Raw genomic sequence first — 25,315 nt, 5'->3', positions numbered from 1 at the left:
CCTCGTCGGTCAGGGCTCCCACGTTGACGGGCCCCTGGATCCCGGCCCGCAGCAGCGGCAGCATCTCCGGCGGGGCCCCGATCGGGTACACGCAGTCCGCGCCCGCGGCGACGTACAACGCGGCCCGCTCGATGGCCCGTCCGGGATCTCCGACCCCGCAGGCGAAGGTGTCGACGCGGGCGTTCACGAAGAGCCCGTCGCCGGCCGCGGCCCGCACCTCGGCGAGCCGATCGGCGTGCGCGCGCGGGTCCTTGAGCACCCCGTCCTCGGAGTCCTCCAGATTGCAGCCCACCGCCCCCGTCTCCAGCAGCCGCTCCACCAGCTCCTTCGGCGCGAGTCCGTAGCCGCCCTCGACGTCCGCCGACACCGGCACGTCGACGGCCCGGACGATCCGGGCGATCGCGGCGAACATCTCGTCGGCCGGGGTCTGCCCGTCCTCGTACCCCAGGGACGCGGCGACCCCGGCGCTGGGCGTGGCGAGCGCCGGGAAGCCCGCCTCCACGAACACCCGGGCACTGGCCGCGTCCCAGGGGCCGGGCAGCACGAGGGGATCGCCGGGCACCCGGTGGTGGTGCAGGGCGCGGAACACATCGGCCTTGCTCATGGCGTGTGACCCCCCGGCGGGATCCGGCGGCTCACCATCACCCGGTTCCAGTTGTTGATGGCGACGACCAGCCCGATCAGATGGGCCAGCCGGGCCTCGTCGAAGTGCTTGGCGGCGTTCTCGTACACCTCGTCCGGCACAAAGCCGTCCGTCAGCAGGGTCACCGCCTCCGTCAGCGCCAGCGCGGCCCGCTCCCGCTCGTCGAAGACGCCCTCGGCCTCCTCCCACGCGGCCAGCAGATTGAGCTGCTTCTCACTCACCCCGTGCTCGCGGGCGATCGCGAGATGCATGTCGAGGCAGAACGCGCAGTGGTTGAGCTGCGAGGCGCGGATCACGACGAGTTCGGCCAGGGCCGGGTCGCCGAGGCCCTGCTTGGCGACCTTGCTGAGGGCGGCCATGGCCCCGCCGACCGCCGGGTCGAGCAGCCGGGTCCGGGCCGTCATTTGTACTGGCCCGGCCGGTAGTGCCCCGGCGTCATCCGGCAGGTCACGCCGAACCGGTTCCAGGCGTTGATCACCGTGATCGCGGCGATCAACTGCGCCAGCTCCGCCTCCTCGAAGTGCTCGGCGGCCCGCTCGTACACCTCGTCCGGCACGAATCCGTCCGTCAGGACCGTCACGGCCTCGGTCAGTTCCAGCGCCGCGACTTCCTTGGCGGTGTAGAAGTGCCGTGACTCGTCCCAGGCGCTGAGCTGCATGATCCGCTCGACGCTCTCGCCCTTCGCGAGGGCGTCCTTGGTGTGCATGTCGATGCAGAAGGCGCAGTGGTTGATCTGGGAGGCGCGGATCTTCACCAGCTCGTACAGCGTGGGGTCGAGGCCCTGCCGCGCGGCGGTCTCCAGCCGGACCATCGCCTTGTAGACGTCGGGCGCGTGCTTGGCCCACTCCAGGCGGGCGGGCCGCTCGGGGGCGTACTCCACGGTCGTCGTGGTCGTCGTAGTCCTCGTGGTCGTCGTGGGAGTCGTGTCGTCGGGATGGGTCGTCATGCCCTCGACCCTAGGAAGGAAGCAGCCCAGGAGTATGGTCCATTTCCATGGCGGAACCATGGGCCACTCTGGGCATCGACCTGCACGTGGAGCCGACCGGCCCGGGCCTGCGCCGGGGGCTGACCGACGCCCTGCGCGAGGCGGTGCGCTCCGGCCGGCTGGCCCCCGGCACCCGGCTGCCCTCCTCCCGCGCGCTCGCCGCCGACCTGGGCATCGCCCGCAACACGGTCGCCGACGCCTACGCCGACCTGGGCGCCGAGGGCTGGCTCACCGCACGGCAGGGCTCGGGGACCCGGGTCGCCGCGAGGACGGTCGTTGCGCCGGCCGGTACGGCACCCCACCCCCGCGCACGCACCCGCCCGGCCTACGATCTGCGCCCCGGCAGCCCCGACCTCGCGTCCTTCCCGCGCGCGCAGTGGCTCAAGGCCGCCCGCCGCGCCCTCACCGCCGCCCCGTACGACGCGCTGGACTACGGCGACCCCCGGGGCCGCCCGGAGCTGCGGGCGGCGCTCGCCGGCTACCTCTCCCGGGCCCGGGGCGTACGCGCCGACCCCGAACGGATCGTGGTGTGCGCCGGGTTCGCGCACGGCCTGAAGCTGCTCGGCACGGCCCTGCGGGCCCGCGGGGCACGGACCGTCGCGGTCGAGTCGTACGGGCTCGACGCGCACCGGAGACTCCTCGCCGCGGCCGGCCTGCCCACCACCCCGCTGCCCTTCGACGGACTGGGAACGGACCCGGGCGAGTTGTCCGGCGCCGACGCGATCCTCCTCACCCCCGCCCACCAGTTCCCCATGGGCGTGCCCCTGCACCGTGACCGCCGTGCGGCCGTCGTGGACTGGGCGCGCCGCACCGGCGGGCTGGTGCTGGAGGACGACTACGACGGCGAGTTCCGCTACGACCGTCAGCCCGTGGGCGCGCTCCAGGGCCTGGACCCTGACCGTGCGGTCTACCTGGGCACCGCCAGCAAGTCCCTCGCCCCCGGGCTGCGGCTGGCCTGGGCGGTGCTGCCGCCGGGCCTCGCCGAGGAGGTCACGGCGGCGAAGGGCGGCGTCGACACCTGCGGGGTGCTGGACCAGCTCACCCTGGCCGAGTTCCTCGCCTCCGGGGCCTACGACCGCCATGTGCGCGCGACCCGCCTGCGGTATCGCCGCCGCCGGGACGCCCTGGTCGCCGCCGTCGCGGCCCGCGCTCCCGGGGCCCGGGTCACCGGCATCGCGGCCGGTCTGCACGTCCTGCTGCGGCTGCCGCCCGGCACCGAGCAGTCGGTGGTCCAGGCGGCCCACTGGCGGGGGCTCGCGCTGCACGGGCTCGCCCGGTACACCAACCCCGCGGCGCAGGCCGAGCCGGTCGACGCCCTGGTCGTCGGATACGGCACACCGCCGGACCACGCCTGGTCGGGGGCGCTGGACGCGCTGTGCGCGGTACTGCCCGGATAATCGCGCGAATTCCCCTCCGGGAATGCGGTTTCGGGGATATGGTCACCCCATGAGCGAAAGCCCTTCCATATCCCGTGTGGCCCTGAAGAAAATCACCCCGGACGTCTCCGCCGCAATGGGCTCCCTGCACTCCGCCGCCGTTTCCGCGGCACAGGACGCCAAGGTCGAACCGGAACTGCTGGAACTGGTCAGGATCCGCGCCTCGCAGATCAACGGCTGCGCGTTCTGCCTCGACATGCACACCAAGGACGCCCGCGCCCAGGGCGAGACCGAGCAGCGCCTCTACACCCTGAACGCCTGGCGGGAGACGCCTTTCTTCACCGAGCGCGAGCGCGCCGCGCTGGCGCTGACCGAGGCCGTGACCCTGGTCCACGACGGCCGCGTCCCGGACGCCGTGTACGCCGAGGCGGCCGAGGTCTTCGACGAGAACCAGATCGCCGCGCTGATCTGGGCGGCCACCGTCATCAATGCCTACAACCGCATCGCAATAGCCACGCGTATGGTGCCGAAAAACTGACGTATGGCGCCGGAAAACTGAAATGAACAGAGAAAATCACGCCGGGTCGAATTCCTTCGGCCCGGCGTCGTCATGCCTTGGGTGAATTCAGTTCGGCAGCGGCTCCATGAGGCCGTCGAGCCAGGTCCGCCATTCCCCGGCCCGCTCCGCCGGAGGCACCCGCATCGGGCGTCCCGTCCAGCCCGTCACGGGCCGGATCCCGTGCAGCGCGTTCACCAGCCAGACCTCACGGCCGTCCAGCTCGGCCACGGTCCGCTCGCGGTGCGCGATCCGGATCCCGGACCGCAGGGCCCGGTCCTGGACGAGCCCGGCCGTCACACCCGGCAGGACGGGCAGCCGGGGCGGGGGCAGGCACAGGGTGTCGTCCTCCCACCACAGCACGCTGGCGGTGGCCGACTCCAGCACCGTGCCCGAGGGCGCGATCAGCACCGCCTCCTCAGCGCCCTCGCCGGCGGCCCGGCGGCGCACCCGGGCCAGGGTCTCCAGGTCCGGGCCCTTGCGGCGGGGCACGGTCCGCGGGTCGGGCTGGCCCGCCGCCCACAGCCGGATCTCGGTGCCGAGCGGCGGGGCGGGACGCACCAGCAGCCGCAACTCCAGGGAGCCCGCCGCGAGTTCCACCCGCGGGAACCACTCACCCGTGCGCGGCAGCGCGGCGGTCACGTCCTGCCAGAACGCGACGAGCCGGCGCGGCTCCGGCCCGCCGCACTCGACGCAGGACCGCGAGAACCGCTCCCGGTGCCGGGCATAGGCCCGCACCCGGCCCTCGCGGAGCAGCCACGAGTCCGCGACGAGCAGCCGTCCCCCGGCCTCCTGGTCCGGGGCGGGGGCCAGGCCACGGCCGGGCGTCCATGCCCACGGGCCTTCCGCCACCGCCGGTCGTGTCACCACCAGCTCCTCCTCAGTACTTGTGGCCCGCGACGGCCGGCGCCCCGTGCCGGGGCCCGTACGGCGCGTGCTCCAGCCATGATCCGCACCACGGCAGCACCGGTGCCAGGGCCGCCGCCGCCCGCTGCCTGACCCTGACGGTACGGCGGTGCGGCCGCAGGTGGTCCAGGGCCGTACCGGCGGCGGCGCTGTTGAACAGGCCGGCGGCGCGGCGTACCTCGGCGAAGTGCGCGACCGCCTCGCCGGTCCCGGCGGCGATCGCCTCGGCGGCGGCCGCCGCGTCCGCGATCCCGCTGTTCATGCCGCGCGCCCCGAACGGCGGGAAGAGATGCGCCGCCTCCCCGGCCAGCAGCACGCGCCCGTGCGGATCGGTGAACGAGGCCGCCACCTTGCGCAGGAAGCGGTACGTCGACACCCACAGGATCCTGTCGTCGTAGCCGTCCCCGACGATGGCGGGCAGCCAGCGCCGTACGGCCTCCTCGGTGCCGTACTCCTCCTGTGCGTCGTCGTCCCGGCACTGCAGGTCGACCTGGAAGCCCCCGGTGAACGGCACCCGCATCACACTGCGCCCGCCGACCCCGGGATGCTCGTAGTGGAAGACCCGCTCCAGCGGCAGCTCCGCGCCCGGCACGTCGGCGACGTCCACCACGACATGGAAGCCCTCGCCGTGGGTGCCCTCCAGGGCGATGCCCAGCTCGCGCCGGACCGCGGAGCGGGCGCCGTCGGCGGCCACGGCGTACGCGCCGGTCCACACCCGCCCGTCCTCGCCCGTCAGCCGGACCTCCGTCTCCGAGGTGCTCACGCCCGCCACGCGCGCGCCCCACACGAACTCCACCCCGGCCTCCTCGCAGGCCGCGCGCAGGAACCGTTCGGTGTCCGTCTGGCGCAGGCTGGTGAAGGGCGGCGGACCGGACGGCGGCGGGAACGTGCGGGCGTAGACCTCACGTCCCCGGTAGAGGGTGCGCCTGGTGTGCCAGGTCCGCCCGTACGAGGTGATCTCGGCGGCGAGCCCGGGCAGCATCGCGTCCAGCAGGCCCAGGGTCTCCCGGTGCACGAACAGGGCCCGGCTGCCGGGCCGTTCCCGGTCCTCGGGGTCGGCCTCCAGCAGCACCACGGGCAGTCCGTGCCCGCGCAGGGCCAGAGCCGCCGACAGGCCCACCGGTCCGGCGCCCACGACCACGACCGGGGTCATGCCCGGGCGCCTTCGGTGAGCATCCGGGCGATCTCCCCGCGCTTCACCTTCCACGTCGCGGTCATCGGCAGATCCTCGAACCGCCACTGCCGCGGCTCGGCCATCGCCGGCAGCCCCGCCGTGGCGTTCCGCCAGCGCTCCGGGTCCAGGGGCCGCTCGCCGCGCACGCACACCACCGGCACCGGCTCGCGGTCCGCGCCCGGCACGATGACGACCTCGCGCAGCTCCTCGAGACGGGACATCAGCGCGTCCTCGACCTCCAGATTGCTGTGCACGGCGTCGATCTGGTCCACCTCACGGTCGATCAGATACAGCGCGCCCAGGCGGCTCCGGTAGCCCATGTCGCCCATCTCCCACCAGCCGTCGGTGAGCTGACGGTCGTAGCGCTCCGGCATGCCCAGGTAGGTGAGGATCCGGCCCCGGGTGCGGGCCTCGATCCGGCCGGGCGTGCCGGGCGCGACCCGCCTGCCCTCGGCGTCGGTGACGCGGACCCGGGTGAAGCCGGGTATCCCGATCCCGACCCGGCGTCCGTCCACCCGGGCGGCGCCGCGCCGCGTCACCACCTGGAACGCCACCGGGCCCGTCTCGCTCTGCCCGTAAAGCTGGATCAGCCAGGGCGTACGCCGCCGGGAGGCGCCCAGCAGCCGCCGTACGGTGCGCGGGTGGATCGCGTCGAACGTGGAGCCGTACGACCGGACCCGGGACAGCGGGGCCCCGGGGGCGTCGGCCAGCTCCTCCCACAGCACGAACGTGTTGGGATGCGTCTCCACGATGCCGGGCCGGTGCCGGACCAGCAGCGGGCCCACCACGGCCGGATCCGGGTCGGTGATCAGCACGAGCGGGCTGCCGAAGTGCAGCAGTACGCCGAGCAGATGGTAGAAGCGCGAGTGCACGAAGGACATGTGCAGCGCCGCCGGCTCGCCGCGGGTGGGCCAGCCCATCGCCTGCTGCGGCACGAGCCGGTTCCACATGGTCTGCGCGCAGTGCACGGCCAGCTTCGGGACGCCGGTGGTGCCCGAGCTGTGGGTGATCAGGGCGGGTTCGCGGGGATGGAGCCGGACCGGCGGGGGCGGCTCGGCGCCGGCGTACTTCGCCAGGGGCTCCGCCCCGGGCGCGTCGTCCACCGAGAGCGTCCGCCGCACGAGCCCGGACAGGGCGAGGTCCTTCAGACCGTCCAGGGTGGCGCTGTCGGTGATCAGCCAGGGGCGGCGCAGCCGTGCGAGGAGCTGCCCGGCCACCTGAGGGGCCAGCGCGGGCGACAACAGCACGGGCACGGCGCCGATCCTGGAGGCGGCGCAGGTCAGCAGCATGATGTCGACGTTGTCGGCCTTGTGCACGACGACCTGCTCCGAGGGCCGCACCCCAGCCTCCCACAGGCGGCCGGACAGTTCCTCGACCACGTCGGCGAGCACGGTGTAGCTCAGGTCGACCCCGAGGGAGGGGCTGACGTCCAGCGGCCGGTCCAGGGTGACGAAGACGGCCCCGTGCCGGTCGGCGGCCCGCCGGAAGACCGGTCCCAGACAGAAGCCGCGATCGGCGAGCGAGGGCAAGGGCAAGGACAAGGGCTGGGTCTGTCGCATGCGGCCGTTCCTTTCCGTGGTGTTCACCAGGCACCCCGGCGCACCAGATGGCGGCGGAGCTTCCCGGTCGAGGTGCGCGGCAGCGACGGGACGAAGCTGACGCTGCGGGGGACCTTGAAGGCGGCGAGGCTCTCCCGCGCCAGGCCGATCAACTCGTCCGACAGACCGTCACGCGCGGACGCGACCGGCACCACGAAGGCCCGCAGCCGGCTCGCGCCCCGCCCGTCGGGCACAGCCGCGACCGCCACCTCCCGCACCGCCGGATGGCCGCGCAGCACGGCCTCCACCTCCAGCGGGGAGACGGTGATACCGCCGACCATCTCCATGTCGTCGGCGCGGCCCAGATGCCGGTAGGAGCCGTCCGGTTCGCGGTACGCCCGGTCACGGGTGGCCAGCCAGCCGCCGACCAGGGTCCGCGCGGTCTCCTCGGGCCGGTTCAGATAGCCCGGCGTGACCGTCGGCCCGCGCACCCACATCTCGCCCTCCTCGCCGTCCGGCACCGGGTGCCCGTCACGGTCCCGCAGCTCCACCTCGAAGCCGGGCACGGGACGGCCGACGGTGCCCGGGTGGTCGTGGGCGAAGCCGTTGGCGCAGAACGCGTGACCCGCCTCGGTGGAGCCGATCTGCTCCAGCACCGGCGCCCCGAGCAGCGCGGTCACCTGCCGTGCGAGCCCGTCCGGCAGCCCCTCACCGGCCGACACCGCGGCCCGCACCGAGGCGAAACAGCCCTCGTGCCCGTGGCCCCGCTCGGCGACCAGCGCGGCGTACGCGGACGGCACCGAGTAGAGCAGCGTCACCCGGTGCCGGGCGACCAGCTCGTCGATGGTGGCCGGAGTGGGGCGCCGGTCCACCAGCACCGCGGACGACCCGGAGAACAGCGGGAAGACGAAGGCGTTGCCGAAGCCGTAGGCGAAGTACAGCTTCGACACCGACAGCGTGACGTCGTCCGCGGTGATCCGCAGCACCCGCCGGCCGACCAGATCGTGGTACGTCCGGGGATCGCCGTGCGTGTGCACGACGCCCTTGGGGCGGCCCGTGGTGCCGGAGGTGTACTGGACGTAGAGCGGGGCGTGCGCGTCGACCTGGTGGGCGGGCGAGGGCTCGGCGGCCGGGGCGAGTGCCATCAGCTGATCCGCCCCGATGCGGGCCCGGCGGGCGAACCGCTCCTCCAGGCCCGGCCCCGTCACACACAGCAGGGCCCCGGTGTCCTCGGCCAGGAACACATGGTCGGCCGCGGGGAGTTCGGGGTTGACCAGGACCGCGACGGCGCCGAGACGGGCGGTGGCGAGGAAGGCCGTCACCCAGGCGAGGGAGTCGGGCAGCGCCAGCAGCACACGGTCGCCGGGGCGCACCCCGTGCTCGGCGAGCACGGTGGCCGCACGGGCCGCGAGGTCGTGCACCTCCCCGTGGGTCCAGGCCCGGTGGCCCTGGTGAAAGGCGGTCCGGCCGTTCCACCCGCGCCGCTCGGCGAGTTCCGCGAGCTGGGCCGCCATGTTCCCGGGCGCCTCGGCCTCGGGCGGGTGCAGCTCGATCTGCGGACTGGTCATCGCCGGGCCTCCCCCGCCGCCCCGGCTCTGTCCCCCGGCGGGGCCTGGTGCCGTATCCGGTCGGCCGTGTGCTGGTGCAGGGCCCGCATCGGGGCCGCGGTCTTCAGCAGCATCTCCTCGTACTCCGCCTCCGGATCGGAGCCGAGCACGATCGCGCCGCCCGCGCCCAGATGCATCTGGCCGTCGGCGAACACGGCGGTACGGATGACGATGCTGAGATCCGCGCCGCCGCCGCACCCGAAGTAGCCGAGGGCGCCGGAGTACACGCCCCGGGCCTCGGTCTCCAGCGAGTCGATGATCTCCAGCGTGCGCAGCTTCGGCGCGCCGGTCATCGACCCGCCGGGGAAGCAGGCCCGGACACAGTCCACCGCGTCCGTGCCCGGCCGCAGCCGTCCCACCACGGTCGAGACGAGCTGATGCACCGTGGCGTACGTCTCCGTGGCCATCAGCTTGGACACCCGCACCGACCCCGTCCGGCAGACCTGCCCCAGGTCGTTGCGGAGCAGATCGACGATCATCAGGTTCTCGGCCCGCGTCTTGTCGTCCGACGCGAGCGCGTCCCGCAGCCGGGCGTCCTCCTCCGGTCCCTCACCCCGGGGCGCGGTTCCCTTGATGGGCCTGGCCTCGGCGGTACCGTCCCGCCCGATCCGCAGGAACCGCTCGGGCGAGGAGCCGGCCACCTCCAGCTCCCCGAATCTCAGGAACGCCGCGTACGGGGCCGGGTTGTCGCGGCGCAGCGTCCGGTAGAACTCGAGCGCGTCGGGCGGAGCGGGTAACCGGGCGGCGTTCGTGAGGCAGACCTCGTAGCTGGTGCCGGCCCGCAACTGCTGCTGGCACGCCTCGATGTCCGCGAGGTACGTCGACCGGTCGCGTACGAGCCACGGCTCGGCGGCGCCGGGATCGGCCGGGGCCGACGACACGGGCAGCGGCGCCCGCTCCGTCGCCACGCAGCTCAGGTCCGCCAGCGCGCTCTCCAGCCAGTCGGCGGCCTCCCGCGCCGCCTGCGGGGTGTCCTCCGCCAGGCATACGGCGTAGGTGAAGCCCTCCTCGTGGTCCACCGCGATCACCCGGTCGGCGAACAGCCAGGCGGCGTCCGGGGCGGGGGAGCGGTGCCGGTTGGGCGACCCGCAGTCGGCCTTCATCTCGTAGCCGAGGTAGCCGACGTAGCCCCCGGTGAAGTCGAACGGCAACCCGGTCGCGTCCACGCGCCGATGCGTCAACTGCCGCTTCAGATAGTCGAAGACACTCGCCGTGACCTTGCGCACCGGCCGCCCGGCCCGCTCGATCTCACAGCGCCCGGTGGTGACGTCGTACCGCACGAACTCGGCGAGCGGCCCGCTGTCGTCCCCCAGAAACGAGAACCGCGACCGCCCGGGCTCGACCAGGGAGCTGTCCAGCCAGAACGAGCGGGGGGACCCGGCGAACATCCGGGAGAAGACCGCCTCGGTGTCGACGGCACCGGTGACCCGACGGGTGTGCAGACGGTAACCGACCCGTCCGGGGCGCCGGGGGCGGGGAATGGCGACGGTGGGCGGCGTGGCACTGCCGACCGGAACGTCGTCTGCCGGGTCCACTGCCATGGACACCGCCGAGACGGGAAAGACGGCCGCAGGCCGAGGAACCCCACTCCGCGGCGCCCGCGCGGCCCTGGGCCGATCGCCGCCCCCGGCCTCGGAAACCCCCGCCCCCCGAGCCTCCGTCGGCCGTCGGACCCCCGCGTCGCACTCCGGTACCAGTGCCCGGCGTCGGGACGGTGCCTCGGGTGACGGGACCGCCGTGTTCTTCGTGCGCAGCTTGCCGGCCCGCTCGGCGGTCAGGTTGCGGAAGTTCACGAGCATGCGGTGGCCGTACTCCGTGAGGACGGACTCCGGGTGGAACTGCACACCCCACAGCGGTCGGCTGCGGTGCCGCAGCCCCATCAGGACGCCGTCCTCCGCCCAGGCCGTGGCCTCCAGCGCCGGAGGCAACGGCTCGCGCACCGCCAGCGAGTGATAGCGGACGGCGGTGAAATGCTGCGGCAGGCCCTGGAACAGATCCCGTTCGTCATGCCGGACCGTGGAGAGGTGCCCGTGCCGCGGTTCCGGAGCCGGCCCCACCAGACCCCGCTCCCCGAGCGCGATGCCCTGATGGCCGAGACACACGCCGAGCACAGGAACCGGGGAGGTCGCGAGCAGCCTGGTCCCGATGCCGAAGTCACGCGCGTCGCCCGGGTGCCCGGGGCCCGGGGACACCACCAGATTGTCGAACTCCCGGAGATCCGGAATCCCGTCGACGGGCGTGTCGTTACGGACGACCACCGGCTCCTCGCCGTTGACCTCGGCGATCAGCTGGAACAGGTTGTACGTGTACGAGTCGTAATTGTCGATGAGCAGGGTCTTCACCCGCCCACCTCCCTCTGTTCGTTCGCGGACCTACGTGGCCCGGCGTTTGTGCCGCCCACGAAGCGCCTGGAGCGACGGGTACAGCCATTTCTTGAAGAAACGCTGGAGGCGCGGCATGAGAATCCAGGTGACAAGGGCGGTCACACACAGACATAACAACAGCGTGCGTATCAGTGCATTGAGGTCACCGAGATAGGGAAGAACCGTCAGATTGAACAGGAGCACCGGCGGAAAAACCGCGCTCATATTCACGAACCACAGTTTCCATTTCTTCGGCGGTGCCGGCGGCGCGGGCGTCAGAGTCTGCGCGTCGAACCAGGCCCGGGCGCCCGGCACTCTCCTGCGCTCCGCCTCCCGGGCGAGCCCCTCCAGCCGGGCGTCCCACTGTGTCCGGGAGAGCGATTGCTCCCAGGCCAGGGCCGACCCCTCGCTGGCGAAGCGATAGACGACATGCCACTCCGCCCCTCCGTCGACAAGTACCCCACCCCCCAGAAAACCCGGCTGTCGCGCGGTCGCGCCCAGCATGGCCCACCCCCAGGAGTGGAAGTCGGCCGCACGGCCCGGCATCACGCGATAGGCCACGGTGACCGTGACGGGATTACTGGTCACGCCGTCCCATACGGAAAGCGGTTCCCTCGCGTTCAAGATTCAACAAACAATTTTCCGGCTGTCCGGAACGTGAAGCTTTACGGCAGGTGCGCCGCCTTGGGGAAAAGCCCTGCTCACTTAGGTGCGACCGCGTCCTCCCCGGCCGCCCCCGCCTCCCCGGCCGCCCCCCCCTCGGACTCCACCGGCGCCTCCCCGAACCGCGACAGCGCCAGCGCCCCGGCCACCGCCACCGCGAAACCGAGCACCGCCAGCCAGCCCAGCCCCTCCCGCGTACGGTCCCCGAGCCAGATCACGCCGATCAGCGCGGGCGCGACCGTCTCCCCGAGCACCAGGCCGGCGGTCGCCGTGGTCACCGACCCGCGCTGCAGGGCCGAGGTCAGCAGCAGGAACGCGGCCCCGCCCCCGAGCACCAGCGCGTAAGCCGCCGGATTCGTGAAGAGCTCCCCGGGTGACAGCCCGTCGATGAGCCGGACCGCCACCTCCACCACCCCGAACCCGCAGCCGGCCCCCAGACCGAGTGCGAGCGCCCGCCCCCGCTCCGGCAGCCGCCCGCCCACCGCCCCGAGCAGCAGCACCCCGCCCGCCGCACCGAGCATCGCCCACTTCAGCCAGCCCGGCCCGGCCTCGTCGCCCTCCGCCCCGGCCGCAAGACCCAGCAGCGCGAGCCCGGCGCACACCACCCCCACCGCGGCCCACTCCATGCGGCTCAGCCGCACCTCGAGCAGCCGCGCCGCGACCACGGCCGTCACCGCGAGGCTCGCGGCCAGCGCCGCCCCCACGGCATAGATCGGCACCGACCGCAGCGCCACGATCTGCAGCAGGAAACCGAGCCCGTCCAGCGCGAGCCCCACCAGATACCGCCACTGCCGCAGCGCCCGCCACAGCAGCGCCACGTCCCCGCCCGGGCCGGTCGCCGCGGCCGACCGCGCGGCCATCGCCTGCAACACCGTCGCCGTACCGAAGCAGACGGCCGCACCAAGGGCGCACACCATTCCAAAGATCACAAAACGACAGTAGGGGAGGGGGCGGGGGCAGGGGGGCATGCACGCCCGCTCTCACCCATCTCTAGGCTGACCGCTTCGGCGGGTACACGACGGGGACACGGGGAGACACGAACATGGCCGAGACACGGCGGCGACTGCGCTCGAGCACGGTGGTGCTGGGCGGTATGGGTGTCCTCGCGGCGGCCCTGTCCGCCTGCGGCTCCGACCCGGACCGCCGCTGTGTGGACCGGGACAGCCACGACTACATCAACGGCTACAAGATCGTCGCCGACAAGAACTGCAACTCCGGCTCCTCGTCCGGCTCCTCCTACGGCAAGGGCCGCAAGAAGACCGGCAAGACCGAGACCGCGAACGCCGACTGGTACTACGACGCCGACGTCAGCGGCGGCTACGCCGACTCCGGCACCTTCAGCCGCAGCGAGGCCGTCGACCGGGGCGGCTTCGGCTGCTCGGGCTCCGGCAGCGGCGGCGGCTGAGCGGGCCCGGGCAGATGGAACGCCGCACCATGGAGCCCCGCCCCGGCTGGCAGCAGACCGTCGAGGAACAGGGCCTGATCTACCCCCTCACCCGCTACCCCGACGACTCCCTGCGCCCCTACTGGGACGAAAGCGCGTACTACGTCTTCACCCTTCCGGAGATCGAGGCCCTGGAAGAGGTCGTCGAGGAACTCCACCGCATGTGCCTGGCGGCGGCCGCCCACATCGTCGCCGAGGACCGTTTCGCCGACCTGGGCATCACCGACCCCCGCGTGGTCCGGGCGGTCGCCGAGTCCTGGCACCGCCGTGCCGAACTCCCCTCCCTCTACGGCCGTTTCGACCTCCGCTACGACGGAACCGGCCCGGCCAAGCTCCTGGAGTACAACGCCGACACCCCCACCTCACTGGTCGAGGCCGCGTCCCCCCAGTGGTTCTGGATGGAGGAGCGCTTCCCCGGCGCCGACCAGTGGAACTCCCTCCACGAACGCCTGATCGACGCCTGGAAGAAGCAGGCCGCCCTCCTCCCGCCGGGCAGCCCCCTGTACTTCGCGTACTCCTCCGCCGACGAACTCGGCGAGGACATGATGACGGTCGCCTACCTCAAGGAGACGGCCGAGCAGGCGGGCCTGGAAACCGACTGGATCTCCATGGAGGAGATCGGCTGGGACCGCCTCTCCGGCCGCTTCGTCGACCAGCGCCTCCGCTTCATCCGCAGCGCCTTCAAGCTCTACCCCTGGGAGTGGCTCACCACCGACCGCTTCGCCGGCCACGTCCTGGACACCCTCGACAACGGCGGCGGCACGGGCTCCACGCTGTGGATCGAACCGGCCTGGAAGATGCTCCTCAGCAACAAGGCCCTGCTCGCGATCCTCTGGGAGCTCTACCCCGACCACCCGAACCTCCTCCCCGCGTACCTGGACGGCCCTCGCGACCTGTCCACCCCGGGCTGGGTGGCCAAGCCCCTCCTCGGCCGAGAGGGCGCGGGCGTCACGATCCACGACCCGGGCTCCGAACCCGCCCTCCGCGACGAACCCTGCGTCTACCAGCAGCTGGCGCCCCTTCCGGACTTCGACGGGAACCGCGTGGTCCTGGGCGCCTGGATGGTGGAGGACGAGTCGGCGGGCCTGGGCATCAGAGAGTCGTCAGGCTTGATCACAGACGAGTACGCCCGCTTCCTTCCCCACGTGATCCTTTAGCGACTTCAGGGGCGCGGGGCTGTGACATGTGCGGCTCCGCCGCGTGGGCGCGACCAGCCACAACGAAACCCGCACACATGGTCCGGTAGGCTGATCGCCGGGCCGTGACTGGCGCGCTGGGATGGACAAACCATCGGGGAGCGGTCCGAGCAGAGAGTGCCGTGCGCCTGGGCCGTACCGTGAACGCTGAACGCAACGTCCGGAGGTCCACACATGTCAGCCGAGCCCCTCTCCACCGCTTCCACCGCCTACCGCGCCGCGCTGGACGTCATCCGCGCCGTGGAACCCCGTGTGGCGGACGCCATCGGCCAGGAGGTCGCCGACCAGCGCGAGATGCTCAAGCTGATCGCCTCGGAGAACTACGCCTCCCCGGCCACCCTGCTGACGATGGGCAACTGGTTCAGCGACAAGTACGCCGAGGGCACCATCGGCCGCCGCTTCTACGCCGGCTGCCGCAACGTCGACACCGTCGAGTCCCTGGCCGCCGAGCACGCCAAGGAGCTCTTCGGCGCCCGCCACGCCTACGTCCAGCCGCACTCCGGCATCGACGCCAACCTCGTCGCCTTCTGGGCCGTCCTCGGCGCCCGCGTCGAGGTGCCCTTCCTGGAGAAGACCGGCGTCCGCCAGATCAACGACCTCACGGACGCCGACTGGTCCGAGCTGCGCCAGGCCTTCGGCAACCAGCGCATGCTGGGCATGTCCCTGGACGCCGGCGGCCACCTCACCCACGGCTTCCGCCCGAACATCTCCGGCAAGATGTTCGACCAGCGCTCCTACGGCACCGACCCGGCCACCGGCCTGATCGACTACGAGGCCCTGCGCGCCCAGGCCCGCGAGTTCAAGCCGCTGATCATCGTCGCGGGCTACTCGGCCTACCCCCGCCTGGTGAACTTCCGGATCATGCGCGAGATCGCCGACGAGGTCGGCGCCACGCTGATGGTCGACATGGCGCACTTCGCCGGCCTGGTCGCGGGCAAGGTCCTCACCGGCGACTTCGACCCGGTCCCGCACGCCCAGATCGTGACGACGACCACCCACAAGTCGCTGCGCGGCCCCCGCGGCGGCATGGTGCTGTGCGACGACTCCCTGAAGGACCAGGTCGACCGCGGCTGCCCGATGGTCCTCGGCGGCCCGCTCCCGCACGTGATGGCCGCCAAGGCCGTCGCCCTCGCGGAGGCCCGCCAGGAGTCCTTCCGTGACTACGCCCAGCGCATCGTCGACAACTCCCGCGCCCTCGCCGAGGGCCTGATGCGCCGCGGCGCGACGCTGGTGACGGGCGGCACGGACAACCACCTGAACCTGATCGACGTCGCCTCCTCCTACGGCCTCACCGGCCGCCAGGCCGAGGCCGCCCTGCTCGAGTCGGGCATCGTCACCAACCGCAACGCGATCCCCGCCGACCCGAACGGCGCCTGGTACACCTCCGGCATCCGCATCGGCACCCCGGCCCTGACCACCCGCGGTCTGGGCACGGCGGAGATGGACGAGGTCGCCGACCTCATCGACCGCGTCCTCACCTCCACGGAAGCGGGCACGACCAAGTCGGGCGCCCCCTCCAAGGCCCAGCACATCCTCGACGCGAAGATCGCCGACGAGATCTCCCACAGGGCGACGGACCTGGTAGCGGGCTTCCCCCTGTACCCGGAAATCGACCTCGGCTGAAGGCCCTGAGGGGCGCGGGGCCGCATTGATGTGCGGCTCCGCCGCGGGGCGCGACCAGCGACAACGGGCCCGCGGTTCCCCACCCGCCGAAACCACCCACACCCCTCTGAGACAATAAGAAACATGGCCTCTGACCGACCCCGCGTGCTCTCCGGTATCCAGCCCACCGCCGGCTCGTTCCACCTCGGCAACTACCTCGGCGCCGTCCGCCAGTGGGTAGCACTCCAGGAGACCCACGACGCGTTCTACATGGTCGTCGACCTGCACGCGATCACCATCCCGCAGGACCCGAAGGACCTGCGCGCGAACACGCGTCTGGCCGCGGCCCAGCTCCTCGCGGCCGGTCTCGACCCGGACCGCTGCACGCTCTTCGTCCAGAGCCACGTCCCCGAGCACGCCCAGCTCGCCTGGATCATGAACTGCCTCACCGGCTTCGGCGAGGCCGGCCGTATGACCCAGTTCAAGGACAAGTCCGCCAAGCAGGGCGCCGAGCGCGCCTCCGTCGGCCTGTTCACGTACCCGATCCTCCAGGTCGCGGACATCCTGCTCTACCAGGCCCACGAGGTCCCGGTCGGCGAGGACCAGCGCCAGCACATCGAGCTCACCCGCGACCTCGCCGAGCGCTTCAACGGCCGTTTCGGCCCGACCTTCACCGTGCCGAAGCCGTACATCCTCAAGGAGACGGCGAAGATCTACGACCTTCAGGACCCGACGATCAAGATGAGCAAGTCGGCGTCCACGCCGAAGGGCCTGATCAACCTCCTCGACGAGCCGAAGGCCACCGCGAAGAAGGTCAAGAGCGCGGTCACGGACACCGACACCGTCATCCGCTTCGACGCGGCCGAGAAGCCCGGCATCAGCAACCTCCTCGGCATCTACTCCACCCTCACCGGGGAGGGCATCGCCGAGCTGGAGGCGAAGTACGAGGGCAAGGGCTACGGCGCGCTCAAGACGGACCTCGCGGAGGTCATGGTCGATTTCGTGACGCCGTTCCGGGAGCGCACCCAGCAGTACCTGGACGACCCCGAGACGCTCGACTCGATCCTCGCCAAGGGCGCCGAGAAGGCACGCGCGGTCGCCGCGGAAACCCTTTCCCAGGCGTACGACAGGGTCGGTTTCCTGCCCGCCAAGCACTGAACCCGCCCCCGCGCACAGCCGTACCACCGGACAGCGCTGTACATCACTCCGGTTGCGCCTGCCCGTAACCCGGCCGTGGCCGTACAGTCGATAACCGGGTGGTCGTATCAGCGACCCGCCAACTGAACGACAGGAGACGACGTGGGGACCGTAACGATCGGTGTCTCGATCGCGGTCCCGGAGCCTCACGGCAGCGAGCTCCAGCAGCTGCGCGCGGGCTTCGGCGACGCCTCGGCTCACGGCATCCCCACGCACGTCACCCTGCTGCCGCCGACGGAGATCGACGAGGACGCCCTGCCGGCCGTCGAGGCGCATCTGACCGAGGTCGCCGCGGCCGGCCGGCCGTTCCCCATGCGGCTCTCCGGCACGGGTACGTTCCGGCCCGTGTCGCCGGTCGTGTTCGTCCAGGTCGTCTCGGGAGCGGAGGCCTGCACCGGGCTCCAGCAGCAGGTCCGCGACCCCGCCGGGCCGGTCCCGCGCGAACTGCAGTTCCCGTACCACCCGCACGTCACCGTGGCGCACGGCATCGACGAGGCGGCGATGGACCGCGCCTTCGAGGAGCTCGCCGGCTACGAGGCCGAGTGGCCCTGCACCGGCTTCGCCCTCTACGAACAGGGCGCCGACGGTGTCTGGCGCAAGCTCCGCGAGTTCCCCTTCGGCGGCCCGGTCGTACCGACCCAGGCCGGCTCAGCGGAACGCGACTCGGTCCCCACGCGCTGACGCGGAATCAGATCGGCAGCCGCCGGAACACCCCGCGCGGCAGGTGGCGCAGTGCCGCCATCACCACGCGCAGCGCGCCCGGTACCCACACCGTCTCCGAGCGGCGGCGCAGCCCCAGCTCCACGGCCGTCGCGACCGCCTCGGGCGTGGTCGCCAGGGGCGCCTCGGGCAGGCCGGCGGTCATCCGCGTACGGACGAAGCCGGGGCGTACGACCATGACGTGCACGCCCGTGCCGTGCAGCGCGTCGCCCAGCCCCTGCGCGAACGCGTCGAGGCCCGCCTTGCTGGAGCCGTAGATGAAGTTCGCGCGGCGGGCCCGCTCGCCCGCGACGGAGGACATGACGACCAGGGAGCCGTGCCCCTGGGCCTGGAGCGCGCGGGCGCAGACCAGGCTCGCCGAGACCGCGCCGGTGTAGTTGGTCTGCGCGACCCGCACCGCCGCCTCCGGCTCCCGCTCGTCACGGGCCTGGTCGCCGAGCAGGCCGAAGGCGAGCAGCACCATGTCGATGTCGCCCTCGGCGAAGACCTTGCCGAGCACGCCCTCGTGGGAGGTGGGGTCGAGCGCGTCGAAGGCGATGGTGTGCACGTCGGCCCCGAGCCCGCGCAGCCGCCCGGCGGCCTCCTCCAGGGCGGCCGAGGGGCGGCCCGCCAGCCAGACCGTGCGGGTGCGGCGGGCGATCAGCCGGCGGGCGGTCGCCAGCGCGATCTCCGACGTACCGCCGAGGACGAGCAGGGACTGGGGGAGACCGAAGGCGTCCTTCATGGAAGCTCCTAGGTACCTAGAGGTGGAGGCGGCGGGCCAGGTCGGACACGAACACCCCGTGCGGGTCCAGTTCGGCGCGCAGTGCGCGGAAGTCGTCGAGGCGCGGGTACATGGCCGCGAGCAGCTCCGGACGCAGCCGGGCGTCCTTCGCGAGGTAGACCCGCCCGCCCGCGGCGGCGACCTCCTCGTCGAGTTCGTCGAGGAACGCCCCGAGGCCGGGCAGCCCCGCCGGGATGTCCAGCGCCAGCGTCCAGCCCGGCACGGGGAACGACAGCCAGCCCGGGTCGGACTCCCCGAAGCGCTTGAGGACGGCCAGGAAGGACGGGCAGCGACGCTCCGAGATACGGCGGACGACGCGGCGCAGGGCGTCCTCCCGGCCGTGGCCGACGACGAACTGGTACTGCACGAAGCCGCCGCGGCCGTAGACCCGGTTCCAGTGGGGCACACCGTCCAGGGGATGGAAGAAGGCGGAGATCCGCTGGAGTTGGCCGACCCGCGCGCGGGGGGCCTTGCGGTACCAGAGCTCGTTGAACAGGCCCACCGTCGTCCGGCCGAGCAGGCCCTCGGGGAGGACGGCGGGGGCGGCCGGGAGCCGGGGGGTGCGGAAGGCGAGCGGGTCCGAGCGCATGCGGGCGGGCAGGGCGTCCAGGGGCGCGTGGTCGCCGCGGGTGAGGACCGCCCGGCCGGTGGCGGCACCGCGGGCCAGCAGGTCGATCCAGGCGACCGAGTAGCGGTAGCGGTGGTCGGTGGCCGCCAGCCGGGCCATCAGATCGTCGAGGTCCGCCGCCCGTTCGGTGTCGACCGACATCAGCGAGGTCTCGACCGGCTGGAGGCGGATCGTCGCGGTGAGGATCACGCCGGTCAGCCCCATGCCGCCCGCGGTGGCGTCGAACAGGGGCGTGCCGGGGATCACCGTGCGGATCTCGCCGTCGGCGGTGAGGAGTTCGAAGGACAGCACGTGCCGCGAGAACGAGCCCGAGACATGGTGGTTCTTGCCGTGGATGTCGGCGCCGATCGCCCCGCCGACGGTGACGTAGCGCGTGCCGGGGGTGACCGGCACGAACCAGCCGAGCGGCAGCAGCACCTGCATCAGCCGGTGCAGGGAGACGCCCGCGTCGCACAGCACGGTGCCGCCGGCGGCGTCGATCGCGTGGACGCGGTCCAGGCCCGTCATGTCGAGCACGGCCCCGCCCGCGTTCTGCGCCGCGTCCCCGTACGCCCGTCCCAGGCCCCGGGGGATCCCGCCCCGGGCCCCGCACTCCCGGACGGCCGCAGCGGCCTCCTCGTACGTCCTCGGGCGGATCAGCCGGCCCGCGGTGGGAGCGGTACGGCCCCAGCCGGTGACGGTGGTGAGGTCCAGGCCCATGGCGTCCGGGGCGGAATCGGTGTCGGCAGACATGTCCGTGACCGTATCGCCCTCTTGTGGGCGATTAGTTAGCAAACATGGCATCCCTCCCCGAAATGGGTGATTAATGGGATGTCGCTCAATATTGCCGGAGTTCAGGCCACATGGGCGTGAACAGTGAGTCCACATGGACGACCTCGACGACCTGCACGACATGGACCACCGGATCGTTTCGGCGCTCAGGGCGTGCGGTACCGACCCGCGCGTGGCGGGCGCCGCGCGTGCCCTGTCCTGGGCGGGGGAGCACGCGGCCCTGTGGCTGGCGGCGGGGCTCGCCGGAGCCGCCGTGGACGGCGGGCGGCGCGGGGCCTGGCTGCGCGGCACGGCGCTGACTGCCGGGGCGCATCTCGTCAGCATGGGCGTGAAACGGGTCGTGCGCCGACCGCGCCCCGCGCATGTCGAGCCCCTGGTGCGCACCGTCGGCCGGCACTCCTTCCCCAGCTCGCACGCCGCCTCCGCCGCGGCCGCCGCAGTAGCCTTCGGCGCCCTGGGAGCGCGCGCGGTCCCGCCCCTCGCCGCTGCCGTGTGCGTCTCGCGGCTGGTGGCCGGCGTCCACTACCCCTCGGACGTCGCGGCCGGCGCCGCCCTCGGCGCGCTCACGGCCCGGCTCGGCGCCCGCTGGGTGAAGGGGGGCGCCCGCCATGACTGAGGCGCCCGCCATGGCCGAGACGGCCGTCCTGCGGCAGCGCGCCGGGGAGAAGCGGCCCGCGCCACCCCGCAAGGGCAGTCTCCTGGCCGGTCTCCTCAGGACCGCGCGCCCCCGGCAGTGGATCAAGAACATCCTCGTGGTCGCCGCCCCCGCGGCCGCGGGCGAGCTCTTCTCCCGGCACGCCCTGGTGCAACTCGCCCTCGTCTTCGTCCTCTTCACCGCCTGCGCCGCCGCCGTCTACCTCGTCAACGACGCCCGCGACGCCGAAGCCGACCGTGCCCACCCCACCAAGCGGCACCGCCCGGTCGCCGCCGGGCAGGTCCCGGTGCCCGTCGCCTACGCCGTCGGCGGCGTCCTCGCCGTCCTCGGGCCCGCCGCCGCGGCCCGGCTGTGCTCCCCGGCCGTCGCCGCCCTGCTGGCCGCCTACCTCGGCATGCAACTGGCCTACTGCATCAGCCTCAAGCACGTCCTCGTCGTCGACCTCGCCGTCGTCACGACCGGCTTCCTGATGCGGGCGATGATCGGCGGACTCGCCCTCGGTATCCCGCTGTCACGCTGGTTCCTGATCACCACCGGCTTCGGCGCGCTGTTCATGGTGTCGGCCAAGCGCTACTCCGAAGCCGTGCAGATGGCCGGAAAAGCGGGTGCCACGCGCGCGTTGCTCACCGAGTACACCAGCGACTACCTCCGCTTCGTCTGGCAGCTCGCGGCCGGGGTCGCCGTCCTCGGCTACTGCCTGTGGGCCATGGAGGAGGGCGGCGTCCCGCACACCAGCGTGCTGCCCTGGCGGCAGCTCTCCATGGTCGCCTTCATCCTCGCCGTCCTCAGATACGCCGTCTTCGCCGACCGCGGCACGGCCGGCGAACCCGAGGACGTCGTCCTGCGCGACCGGGCGCTCGCCCTCATCGGCCTGGCGTGGATGGCGATGTACGGCCTGGCGGTGGCCAATTGGTGACCACGCGCGCGTGGCGGAACCGGCCGGCTCTCCCCTGGCGCCGTGAACTGGCCGGCTTCGCCGCCGTCGGTCTCCTTGCCTACGCCGTCGACCTGGCCCTGTTCACCTGCCTGCGCGGCCCCGCCGGACTCGACCCGCTCACCGCCAAGGCCCTGTCCTTCGTGGCCGCCTGCTCGGTGGCCTACGCGGGCAACGCCCTCGGCACCTACCGGACCGCGCGGGGCCGGGGCTGGCGGCCGTACGCCGTCTTCTGCGCGGTGAACCTCGCCGGTGCCGCCGTCCAACTGCTCTGCCTCGCCGTCAGCCACTACGGCCTCGGGTTCACCTCCCAGCGTGCGGACACGGTCTCCGGCGCGGTCGTCGGCATGGCCCTGGCCACGATTCTGCGGTTCTGGGGTACCCGTACATGGGTGTTCCGGGCGGAGGGCAGAAGCGGATCATGGACTGGCTGAAAAAGCTTCCGGTCGTCGGGCCATGGGTGACACGGCTGATGATCACGCACGCGTGGCGATCGTACGAGCGGCTGGACCGCGTGGCATGGACGCGGCTGGCCGCCGCGATGACCTTCACCAGCTTCGTCGCGCTGTTCCCGCTGCTGACCGTGGCCGCCGCGATCGCCGCCGCCACGCTCAGCAAGGGCCAGCAGGACAAGCTGCAGGACAAGATCGCCGAGCAGGTGCCCGGCATCTCCGATCAGCTCGACATCTCAGGGCTGGTGGACAACGCCGGCGCCATCGGCCTCATCGCGGGCGCGCTGCTGTTCTTCACCGGCATCAGCTGGGCGGGCTCCATGCGCGAGTGTCTGCGCGCGGTGTGGGAGCTGCCCGACGAGGAGGAGAACCCGGTCCTGCGCTACGCCAAGGACGCGGGTGTCCTGATCGGCCTCGGCGGCGCCATCCTCGTCACCCTCGCCGCCTCCGCGGTGGCCTCCGCGATGGTCGGCTGGATCATCCGGCAACTGGGCATCGACGAGGGCGGCTGGGGCGGGTTCCTGCTGCGGATCGCCGCGTTCCTGGTCGCCGTCCTCGCCGACTTCCTGCTCCTGCTCTACGTCCTGACGCTGCTGCCCGGCGTGGAGCCGACGCGCCACCGCCTGTTCGTGGCCGCGTTGACCGGAGCGGTCGGCTTCGAACTGCTGAAGCTGCTGCTCAGCGGCTACCTCCAGGGCGTGGCCGCGAAGAGCATGTACGGCGCGTTCGGCGTACCGGTCGCGCTGCTGCTGTGGATCAACTTCACCTCGAAGCTGGTGCTGTTCTGCGCCGCCTGGACGGCGACGCAGAGCAAGGAGAACGAACTCCCGGCCACCGGCCGCGGCCGCCCGGAGGGGTCTGGCGGGGCAGCGGATCCGGCGGTGGCGGGGGGCGGTTGACCGGGAGGCGCCGACCGCGCTGCGGTTGACCGGGTGGGCGCCCGGTCGGCCCCGGTTGTCGTGCGGTGATGCCCGAGTGCGGTGCCGGGTCCTGGGTGTCAGTTGTCGTCGCCCGAGCGGGCCCGGCGGCGTACCAGGTCCGGCAGGGGCCAGCGGCGGTTGACCAGGAAGGCGCCGCCCGCGAGCAGGAGCAGCACCCCGCCGGTGATGCCGAGCGCGGTTCCGATGCCGCTGGAGCCGTCCGCGGCCGAGGCGCTGGCCACCGGCTTCGAACCGGTGCCGGCCTTGCCACCGTCGCCGGAGCCGCCGGCCTCGCCGGAGGGGTTCGCACCGGGCCGGTCACCGCCCTGCGCGGCGCTCTTCGGCGGCACCAGCTCACCCACCGGCTGCACCTTCCCGGCCGCCTTGAACCCCCAGTCGAACAGCCGGGCGGTCTCCTTGTAGACCTCGTTGTGCTCGTCCTTCTCCGGGTTCATCACCGTGACCAGCAGCACCTTGCCGTTCCGCTCGGCGACGCCGGTGAACGTGGCGCCCGCGTTGGTGGTGTTGCCGTTCTTCACGCCCGCGATGCCCTGATAGACGGGCACGTCCGAGTCGCCGCTCAGCAGCCGGTTGGTGTTCTGGATCTCGAAGGGCTTCCGGACCGACTTGCCCTTCTTGTTCTTCTCCGTCGCGCCGGGGAACTTCGCGCTGACCGTCGAGCTGTACTCCCGGAAGTCCTTCTTCTGCAGTCCCGAGCGGGCGATCAGCGTCAGGTCGTACGCCGACGAGACCTGCCCCTCGGCGTCGTAGCCGTCCGGGGTGACCACGTGCGTGTCGAGGGCCTGCAGCTCCTCGGCGTGGGCGTTCATCTCCTTGACGGTGTTCTCGACGCCCTTGTTCATCGCGGACAGCACGTGCACGGCGTCGTTGCCGGAGCGCAGGAACACGCCGAGCCACAGGTCGTGGACGGTGTACGTCTCCTCCTCCTTTATCCCGACCATGCTGGACCCCGCGCCGATGCCCGCCAGGTCGGAGGGCACGACCTTGTGCTTGGCCGTGCTCGGGAACTTCGGCAGCAGCGTGTCCGCGAACAGCATCTTCAGCGTGCTCGCCGGGGGCAGCCGCCAGTGCGCGTTGTGCGAGGCGAGCACGTCACCGGTCTCGGCGTCGGAGACGATCCAGGAGCGGGCGCTCACGTCCTTCGGCAGCACCGGCACACCGCTCGCCAGGTTCACCTGCGTGCCCGGCCGCCCGAGCCGGGCGCCGCCCAGAGACGACATCGTTGCCGGGGGAGTGGCCGAGGGGCTCGCCGACGGGCTGCCCGACGGGCTGTCCGAGGGCTTCGGGGCCGCGACGGCGGCGGGTGCGGCCAGGGCGAGGGACGACAGGACGGCGGTGGTGACCAGCAGGGATCGCCTGGCGGTCTTCTTCGGTGCGGGCACGGTCGGAAACGTACATGCCGTGCGCAGGGAAGTCCCGCTTCCGCCCCTACCCCGGGAACGGAACAGGACACGCTCTGGCGATACTGGACTCATGAAGCTCAGCCGCCCCGTCTCCTGGTTCCTGCTCGCCTTCGGGGTGTGGAGCTGGGTCATCTGGATCACTTTCGTCAAAAACCTTGTCAAGGACAGCAGTGGGCTCGCCTTCGACGAGGGTCATCCCACGGCGTACTTCTGGGTGCACCTGCTGCTCGCCGTCGTTTCCTTCGTATTGGGGACGACCATCGGGGCCATCGGGTTGCGTGGTCTGCGCGCACTGCGCCGGACGTCATAACGGCAATCGGGAGACACGACACCGTGGCCATCGTCTTCGTACTCGTTGCACTGCTGGTCCTGGCCGTCATCGTGACGGCCAACTGGTACGTGTGGCGCCGCCTGTTCCGCGACACGACTCGCGGCCCGGGCCTCACCCGCCGCGCGGGCGCGGTCCTGATCGCCGGGGGCTGGACCCTGGCGATCGCGGCCCTGGTCGCCGAACGCTCCGGCGCCCCCTTCTGGCTCCAGCAGACCCTCGCCTGGCCGGGCTTCCTGTGGCTGGCCCTGTCGATATACCTGCTGCTTGCGGTGGTGGCGGGCGAGGTCGTACGCCCCCTGCTGCGGCGGTTCCTGGAACGCCGGGACAGAGCGAGAGCCGAAACCGGGACGGGGCCGACGGCGCCGACCGCGGACCGGCCGCCCACCCCGGGCGCACCTGGCGGAGCCCCTGCTTCCGCGCCGGCTGCCGCCTCGCGGAGGGGCAGTGCAGCGGCCGATGCCGGGACG

General features: G+C 72.5%; 25 protein-coding genes, 1 pseudogene and 1 riboswitch. Of the genes and pseudogenes, 13 read left to right on the top strand and 13 right to left on the bottom strand.

What is annotated here, in order from left to right:
- The 3 genes from ACFTZL_RS13995 to ACFTZL_RS13985 all read right to left on the bottom strand — a co-directional run.
- Positions 1-604 (bottom strand): isocitrate lyase/phosphoenolpyruvate mutase family protein (locus tag ACFTZL_RS13995; RefSeq protein ID WP_382581346.1); only part of this gene is annotated, 604 nt, incomplete at its 3' end.
- Complete coding sequence (locus ACFTZL_RS13990; protein WP_382581344.1) at positions 601-1,047, bottom strand: carboxymuconolactone decarboxylase family protein; 447 nt, start codon at positions 1,045-1,047, stop codon at positions 601-603. The genes ACFTZL_RS13990 and ACFTZL_RS13995, both read right to left, overlap by 4 nt.
- Complete coding sequence (locus tag ACFTZL_RS13985) at positions 1,044-1,589, bottom strand: carboxymuconolactone decarboxylase family protein (RefSeq protein WP_382581342.1); 546 nt, start codon at positions 1,587-1,589, stop codon at positions 1,044-1,046. Before ACFTZL_RS13985 ends, ACFTZL_RS13990 begins: the two co-directional genes overlap by 4 nt.
- A 47-nt stretch (positions 1,590-1,636) precedes the next feature.
- Between ACFTZL_RS13985 and ACFTZL_RS13980 the strand changes: the two genes are divergently transcribed.
- A complete protein-coding gene (locus ACFTZL_RS13980) occupies positions 1,637-3,025 on the top strand; it encodes a PLP-dependent aminotransferase family protein (RefSeq protein WP_382581341.1) in 1,389 nt (462 codons plus the stop codon).
- Positions 3,026-3,074: 49 nt separating this feature from the next.
- Entirely contained in the window at positions 3,075-3,542 is a 468-nt protein-coding gene (locus tag ACFTZL_RS13975) for a carboxymuconolactone decarboxylase family protein (RefSeq protein ID WP_382581339.1), read from the top strand.
- A gap of 87 nt (positions 3,543-3,629) precedes the next feature.
- Here ACFTZL_RS13975 and ACFTZL_RS13970 read toward each other — a convergent pair whose 3' ends face one another.
- The 7 genes from ACFTZL_RS13970 to ACFTZL_RS13940 all read right to left on the bottom strand — a co-directional run bounded on the left by ACFTZL_RS13970 (position 3,630) and on the right by ACFTZL_RS13940 (position 12,728).
- A complete protein-coding gene (locus ACFTZL_RS13970) occupies positions 3,630-4,427 on the bottom strand; it encodes an aminotransferase class IV (protein ID WP_382581352.1) in 798 nt (265 codons plus the stop codon).
- A gap of 13 nt (positions 4,428-4,440) precedes the next feature.
- Positions 4,441-5,619, bottom strand: a complete 1,179-nt coding sequence (locus tag ACFTZL_RS13965) for an FAD-dependent monooxygenase (protein WP_382581337.1) — start codon at positions 5,617-5,619, stop codon at positions 4,441-4,443.
- On the bottom strand, positions 5,616-7,199 hold the full coding sequence (locus tag ACFTZL_RS13960; RefSeq protein ID WP_382581335.1) for a class I adenylate-forming enzyme family protein: 1,584 nt from the start codon (positions 7,197-7,199) through the stop codon (positions 5,616-5,618). Before ACFTZL_RS13960 ends, ACFTZL_RS13965 begins: the two co-directional genes overlap by 4 nt.
- A gap of 23 nt (positions 7,200-7,222) precedes the next feature.
- Entirely contained in the window at positions 7,223-8,746 is a 1,524-nt protein-coding gene (locus tag ACFTZL_RS13955) for an AMP-binding protein (protein ID WP_382581334.1), read from the bottom strand.
- Positions 8,743-11,127 carry an aminodeoxychorismate synthase component I gene (gene pabB / locus ACFTZL_RS13950; RefSeq protein WP_382581332.1) on the bottom strand — a complete coding sequence of 795 codons (2,385 nt, stop codon included), beginning with the start codon at positions 11,125-11,127 and terminating at the stop codon, positions 8,743-8,745. Before pabB ends, ACFTZL_RS13955 begins: the two co-directional genes overlap by 4 nt.
- Before the next feature lie 30 nt (positions 11,128-11,157).
- Complete coding sequence (locus ACFTZL_RS13945) at positions 11,158-11,736, bottom strand: antibiotic biosynthesis monooxygenase (RefSeq protein WP_382581330.1); 579 nt, start codon at positions 11,734-11,736, stop codon at positions 11,158-11,160.
- Between the two features lie 113 nt (positions 11,737-11,849).
- Positions 11,850-12,728 (bottom strand): hypothetical protein, encoded by an 879-nt coding sequence (locus ACFTZL_RS13940; protein ID WP_382581350.1) that lies wholly within the window; start codon positions 12,726-12,728, stop codon positions 11,850-11,852.
- A 125-nt stretch (positions 12,729-12,853) separates the two neighbouring features.
- Between ACFTZL_RS13940 and ACFTZL_RS13935 the strand changes: the two genes are divergently transcribed.
- From ACFTZL_RS13935 to ACFTZL_RS13915, 5 genes are all read left to right on the top strand, one after another.
- Positions 12,854-13,216: a hypothetical protein gene (locus ACFTZL_RS13935; protein WP_382581329.1), complete on the top strand. Its 363-nt coding sequence runs from the start codon at positions 12,854-12,856 to the stop codon at positions 13,214-13,216.
- Between the two features lie 14 nt (positions 13,217-13,230).
- Complete coding sequence (locus ACFTZL_RS13930; protein WP_382581327.1) at positions 13,231-14,412, top strand: glutathionylspermidine synthase family protein; 1,182 nt, start codon at positions 13,231-13,233, stop codon at positions 14,410-14,412.
- A gap of 94 nt (positions 14,413-14,506) precedes the next feature.
- A riboswitch (ZMP/ZTP riboswitch) is annotated at positions 14,507-14,592 on the top strand.
- 33 nt (positions 14,593-14,625) lie between these two features.
- Positions 14,626-16,074: a glycine hydroxymethyltransferase gene (locus ACFTZL_RS13925; RefSeq protein ID WP_382581326.1), complete on the top strand. Its 1,449-nt coding sequence runs from the start codon at positions 14,626-14,628 to the stop codon at positions 16,072-16,074.
- 123 nt (positions 16,075-16,197) lie between these two features.
- On the top strand, positions 16,198-17,211 hold the full coding sequence (trpS, locus tag ACFTZL_RS13920; protein ID WP_382581324.1) for a tryptophan--tRNA ligase: 1,014 nt from the start codon (positions 16,198-16,200) through the stop codon (positions 17,209-17,211).
- A 141-nt stretch (positions 17,212-17,352) separates the two neighbouring features.
- Positions 17,353-17,931, top strand: coding sequence for a 2'-5' RNA ligase family protein (locus ACFTZL_RS13915; protein WP_382581322.1), 579 nt, complete (start codon positions 17,353-17,355; stop codon positions 17,929-17,931).
- Positions 17,932-17,938: 7 nt separating this feature from the next.
- Here ACFTZL_RS13915 and ACFTZL_RS13910 read toward each other — a convergent pair whose 3' ends face one another.
- Together ACFTZL_RS13910 and ACFTZL_RS13905 are read right to left on the bottom strand one after the other, a co-directional pair.
- Positions 17,939-18,694, bottom strand: coding sequence for a decaprenylphospho-beta-D-erythro-pentofuranosid-2-ulose 2-reductase (locus ACFTZL_RS13910; RefSeq protein WP_382581320.1), 756 nt, complete (start codon positions 18,692-18,694; stop codon positions 17,939-17,941).
- A 16-nt stretch (positions 18,695-18,710) separates the two neighbouring features.
- Positions 18,711-20,093, bottom strand: a complete 1,383-nt coding sequence (locus ACFTZL_RS13905) for an FAD-binding protein (RefSeq protein ID WP_382581318.1) — start codon at positions 20,091-20,093, stop codon at positions 18,711-18,713.
- 133 nt (positions 20,094-20,226) lie between these two features.
- On the opposite strand from ACFTZL_RS13905, the gene ACFTZL_RS13900 reads away from it, so the two are divergent.
- Genes ACFTZL_RS13900 through ACFTZL_RS13885 form a run of 4 tightly spaced genes read left to right on the top strand, consistent with a single transcriptional unit; the run spans position 20,227 to position 23,072 of the window.
- Positions 20,227-20,748 carry a phosphatase PAP2 family protein gene (locus ACFTZL_RS13900; protein WP_382581317.1) on the top strand — a complete coding sequence of 174 codons (522 nt, stop codon included), beginning with the start codon at positions 20,227-20,229 and terminating at the stop codon, positions 20,746-20,748.
- Positions 20,749-20,758: 10 nt separating this feature from the next.
- Positions 20,759-21,703 (top strand): decaprenyl-phosphate phosphoribosyltransferase, encoded by a 945-nt coding sequence (locus ACFTZL_RS13895; protein WP_382581348.1) that lies wholly within the window; start codon positions 20,759-20,761, stop codon positions 21,701-21,703.
- Positions 21,700-22,155, top strand: a complete 456-nt coding sequence (locus ACFTZL_RS13890; RefSeq protein WP_382581315.1) for a GtrA family protein — start codon at positions 21,700-21,702, stop codon at positions 22,153-22,155. The genes ACFTZL_RS13895 and ACFTZL_RS13890 overlap by 4 nt, the downstream gene beginning before the upstream one ends.
- A complete protein-coding gene (locus tag ACFTZL_RS13885) occupies positions 22,143-23,072 on the top strand; it encodes a YihY/virulence factor BrkB family protein (protein ID WP_382581313.1) in 930 nt (309 codons plus the stop codon). Before ACFTZL_RS13890 ends, ACFTZL_RS13885 begins: the two co-directional genes overlap by 13 nt.
- Before the next feature lie 98 nt (positions 23,073-23,170).
- On the opposite strand, the gene ACFTZL_RS13880 is transcribed toward ACFTZL_RS13885, so the two are convergent.
- Complete coding sequence (locus tag ACFTZL_RS13880) at positions 23,171-24,496, bottom strand: D-alanyl-D-alanine carboxypeptidase family protein (protein ID WP_382581312.1); 1,326 nt, start codon at positions 24,494-24,496, stop codon at positions 23,171-23,173.
- Positions 24,497-24,587: 91 nt separating this feature from the next.
- Here ACFTZL_RS13880 and ACFTZL_RS13875 point away from each other — a divergent pair, with 91 nt between their 5' ends.
- Together ACFTZL_RS13875 and ACFTZL_RS13870 are read left to right on the top strand one after the other, a co-directional pair.
- Complete coding sequence (locus ACFTZL_RS13875) at positions 24,588-24,827, top strand: SCO4848 family membrane protein (RefSeq protein ID WP_382581310.1); 240 nt, start codon at positions 24,588-24,590, stop codon at positions 24,825-24,827.
- A gap of 23 nt (positions 24,828-24,850) precedes the next feature.
- A pseudogene (locus ACFTZL_RS13870) lies at positions 24,851-25,315 on the top strand (metallophosphoesterase); the annotation flags it as partial.

Origin of the sequence: Streptomyces sp. NPDC056948 (assembly GCF_042674225.1) — a bacterium.
In the GTDB taxonomy this organism is placed as follows: domain Bacteria; phylum Actinomycetota; class Actinomycetes; order Streptomycetales; family Streptomycetaceae; genus Streptomyces; species Streptomyces purpurascens.
The sequence above is the reverse complement of the archived record's forward strand: the minus strand, read 5'-3'. Positions and strand labels throughout refer to the sequence as shown.

What these genes read in the sequence shown, in the direction of transcription:
- ACFTZL_RS13875 (WP_382581310.1), top strand. Translation starts at nt 24,588, where the DNA reads ATGAAGCTCAGCCGCCCCGTCTCCTGGTTCCTGCTCGCCTTCGGGGTG.
- ACFTZL_RS13885 (WP_382581313.1), top strand. Translation starts at nt 22,143, where the DNA reads ATGGACTGGCTGAAAAAGCTTCCGGTCGTCGGGCCATGGGTGACACGG.
- ACFTZL_RS13985 (WP_382581342.1), bottom strand. Translation starts at nt 1,589, where the DNA reads ATGACGACCCATCCCGACGACACGACTCCCACGACGACCACGAGGACT.
- ACFTZL_RS13925 (WP_382581326.1), top strand. Translation starts at nt 14,626, where the DNA reads ATGTCAGCCGAGCCCCTCTCCACCGCTTCCACCGCCTACCGCGCCGCG.
- ACFTZL_RS13905 (WP_382581318.1), bottom strand. Translation starts at nt 20,093, where the DNA reads ATGTCTGCCGACACCGATTCCGCCCCGGACGCCATGGGCCTGGACCTC.
- ACFTZL_RS13895 (WP_382581348.1), top strand. Translation starts at nt 20,759, where the DNA reads ATGGCCGAGACGGCCGTCCTGCGGCAGCGCGCCGGGGAGAAGCGGCCC.
- ACFTZL_RS13960 (WP_382581335.1), bottom strand. Translation starts at nt 7,199, where the DNA reads ATGCGACAGACCCAGCCCTTGTCCTTGCCCTTGCCCTCGCTCGCCGAT.
- ACFTZL_RS13990 (WP_382581344.1), bottom strand. Translation starts at nt 1,047, where the DNA reads ATGACGGCCCGGACCCGGCTGCTCGACCCGGCGGTCGGCGGGGCCATG.
- ACFTZL_RS13930 (WP_382581327.1), top strand. Translation starts at nt 13,231, where the DNA reads ATGGAACGCCGCACCATGGAGCCCCGCCCCGGCTGGCAGCAGACCGTC.
- ACFTZL_RS13965 (WP_382581337.1), bottom strand. Translation starts at nt 5,619, where the DNA reads ATGACCCCGGTCGTGGTCGTGGGCGCCGGACCGGTGGGCCTGTCGGCG.
- ACFTZL_RS13975 (WP_382581339.1), top strand. Translation starts at nt 3,075, where the DNA reads ATGAGCGAAAGCCCTTCCATATCCCGTGTGGCCCTGAAGAAAATCACC.
- ACFTZL_RS13900 (WP_382581317.1), top strand. Translation starts at nt 20,227, where the DNA reads ATGGACGACCTCGACGACCTGCACGACATGGACCACCGGATCGTTTCG.
- ACFTZL_RS13980 (WP_382581341.1), top strand. Translation starts at nt 1,637, where the DNA reads ATGGCGGAACCATGGGCCACTCTGGGCATCGACCTGCACGTGGAGCCG.
- ACFTZL_RS13935 (WP_382581329.1), top strand. Translation starts at nt 12,854, where the DNA reads ATGGCCGAGACACGGCGGCGACTGCGCTCGAGCACGGTGGTGCTGGGC.
- ACFTZL_RS13940 (WP_382581350.1), bottom strand. Translation starts at nt 12,728, where the DNA reads ATGGTGTGCGCCCTTGGTGCGGCCGTCTGCTTCGGTACGGCGACGGTG.
- trpS (WP_382581324.1), top strand. Translation starts at nt 16,198, where the DNA reads ATGGCCTCTGACCGACCCCGCGTGCTCTCCGGTATCCAGCCCACCGCC.
- ACFTZL_RS13955 (WP_382581334.1), bottom strand. Translation starts at nt 8,746, where the DNA reads ATGACCAGTCCGCAGATCGAGCTGCACCCGCCCGAGGCCGAGGCGCCC.
- ACFTZL_RS13910 (WP_382581320.1), bottom strand. Translation starts at nt 18,694, where the DNA reads ATGAAGGACGCCTTCGGTCTCCCCCAGTCCCTGCTCGTCCTCGGCGGT.